The sequence below is a fragment of the Mesorhizobium sp. M7A.F.Ca.CA.002.05.1.1 genome (assembly GCF_003998335.1).
Lineage (GTDB): Bacteria > Pseudomonadota > Alphaproteobacteria > Rhizobiales > Rhizobiaceae > Mesorhizobium.
In genome coordinates this window covers 1-2,315 of the sequence record NZ_RZQI01000919.1, presented here as the reverse complement: position 1 = coordinate 2,315, position 2,315 = coordinate 1, and the positions used below count along the sequence as shown (strand labels likewise).

General features: G+C 65.7%; 3 protein-coding genes and 1 pseudogene. All 4 read left to right on the top strand.

Features of this window, described 5'->3' with window-relative positions; all coding sequences use genetic code 11:
- A pseudogene (locus tag EN939_RS39870) lies at window positions 1-145 on the top strand (ABC transporter ATP-binding protein); the annotation flags it as partial.
- Window positions 142-1,050: a branched-chain amino acid ABC transporter permease gene (locus tag EN939_RS30520; protein WP_127271373.1), complete on the top strand. Its 909-nt coding sequence runs from the start codon at window positions 142-144 to the stop codon at window positions 1,048-1,050. The pseudogene EN939_RS39870 and the gene EN939_RS30520, both read left to right, overlap by 4 nt.
- Window positions 1,047-2,030: a branched-chain amino acid ABC transporter permease gene (locus EN939_RS30515; RefSeq protein WP_164748655.1), complete on the top strand. Its 984-nt coding sequence runs from the start codon at window positions 1,047-1,049 to the stop codon at window positions 2,028-2,030. The genes EN939_RS30520 and EN939_RS30515 overlap by 4 nt, the downstream gene beginning before the upstream one ends.
- Window positions 2,027-2,315: FAD-dependent oxidoreductase (locus EN939_RS30510; RefSeq protein WP_164751365.1), on the top strand; the 289-nt coding region annotated here is incomplete at its 3' end. The genes EN939_RS30515 and EN939_RS30510, both read left to right, overlap by 4 nt.

Genomic DNA, 2,315 nt, shown 5'->3' with positions numbered 1-2,315 from the left:
CGCCATCGGCGACCGCGCCTATGTCCTGGTGGAAGGCAAGGACCGGCACGAGGGCATCGCCTCCGAATTGTGGAACGATCCGGTGGTCGCCGAACTCTATCTCGGCCAGCGCCCATCTAAGGCAGGGAAAGGAGGTGAGGCATGAGCCTGCAATTTGTCGTCGACGGATTGCTGACGGGTTCGATGATCGGCCTCGGCGCCATCGGCGTGACGCTTACCTATTCGATCCTGCGCTTCTCGAACTTCGCCCATGGCGACTTCATGGCATGGGGCACCTATGCGACGCTGGCCGTCGTCAGCGCCATCGGTGCGACAGTAGGCAAGGTGGCGCCGATCGCACCGCTGTCCTTCGGCTGGCCGCTCATTGTTGCGCTCGTTATCGGCATGGCCTTCACCGCGCTCTTGGCGCTGCTGCTCGACAAGGTGCTGTTTTCGCGGCTTCGCTCGCAAGGCCAGGCGATCATCGTGGTGATGGCGAGCTTCGGCGCCTCGATGGCGCTGAGAAGCCTGCTCGAATTCACCTTCACCTCGCGGCCGACCTATTTCAGCCGCGCGATCCAGATCGCCATGCCGATCGGCTTCGGCATCCGCATCACACCCGACCAGATCGCGCTTTTGCTGCTGACCGCGGTGCTGGTGCTCGGCGTGCATCTGTTGATAACGCGCACGCAGACCGGCCGCTCGATGCAGGCCTTGAGCCAGAACGCGGCGCTGGCCCGCATCGTCGGCATCGATGTCGCCAGCGTGGTGCGCGTCACCTGGGTCATCGGCGGCGCTCTCGCCTGCGTCGCCGGCGTGATGATCGGCATTCTGGTGCAGATCCGCCCGTTCATGGGCTTCGACATGCTGCTGCCGATGTTCGCCGCCGCCATTCTCGGCGGCATCGGCAGCATTCCCGGTGCGGTGCTCGGCGGCCTGATCATCGGGCTCGCCGAGGCTGGTGCGGTGCAGTTGATCGGCGCCGAGTGGCGCGCCGCCGTTTCCTTCATCATCCTGATGGCGGTGCTGTTCGTGCGGCCGATCGGCCTGTTTGGTGTGAGGGAACGCTGATGGACCTGCTCGGCTACGGCGCCTTCTTCCTGACCACAGCGCTGATCTTCTCGCTGGTCACGCTAGGGCTCAATTTGCAGTGGGGCCTGACCGGGCTGTTCAATGTCGGCCTCGCCGGCTTCGTCGCCATCGGCGCCTACACATCGGCGCTGCTGACCACACCGGACGATGCCGCGCGGCTGGGCGGCTTCGGCCTGCCGATCCTTGTCGGCTGGGCGGGCGCCATGGTCGTCGGCGGCATCGCTGCAGCGCTTACCGGCATGGCAACGCTGCGGCTGAAATCCGACTATCTGGCGATCACCACCTTCGGCGTCGCCGTCGTCGTGCAACTGGTCGCGCTCAACGCGCAGAAACTGACCGGCGGCCCGTTCGGCATCGGTTTTATTCCGCGCCCCTTCGGCAGCCTTGCCGAGACGCCGCTGCTGTTCAACCTGTCCAACCTTGGCGTGGTCTCGGTGGTGACGCTGATCGCCTATCTCGCCTTGGAACATTTGTCGCGCAGCCCGTGGGGGCGGGTCTTGAAGGCGTTGCGCGAGGATGAGCGGGCGGCGATCTCGCTTGGCAAGAGCGCGCGTTTCTACCGCGTCCAGGCCTTTGCCGTCGGCGGCGCCATCATGGCGCTGGCCGGCGCGCTGCAGGCGCATTTCACCGGCTTCATCGCGCCGGACAATTATCTGCCGATCCTGACCTTCCAGGTCTGGGTGATGCTGATCGTCGGCGGTTCCGGCAGCAATCTCGGCGCCGTCATCGGCAGCATCCTGGTGTGGGCGATATGGGCCGGATCGGGCACGCTGACCAGCATCCTCTTCCCGCCGGAACAGCAGGCTCGCGCCGCCGCGCTGCAGATCGCCGCCATCGGCGTCATGCTCTGCGTCATACTGCTGATCCGGCCGAACGGCCTATTCGGCGACAGACCGCGGCGGTCCTGGTTAGATAAGCGGGCGAAGGCGGCGACGGCCAGGAGCATTTCGCCGTCATGAATGCCACGGTTCGGCGGGAAACGCATGGCGCTTCGCTGTGGCATGCCGTCAGCCGCAACCGCCGCGAGCGGCCGGCGCTGCAGAGCGGGCTCGCTGTCGACCTGGCCATCGTCGGCGGTGGCTTTTCCGGTCTTTCCACCGCGCTGCACGCGGCGGGGAAAGGCCTTTCCGTCGCCGTTCTCGAAGCCGAATTCATCGCCTGGGGTGCGACCGGCAGGAATGCGGGCTTTGTCGTGCCGAACTTCGCCAAAATGGATCCAGTCGACATACTGGCCCATCTCGGAC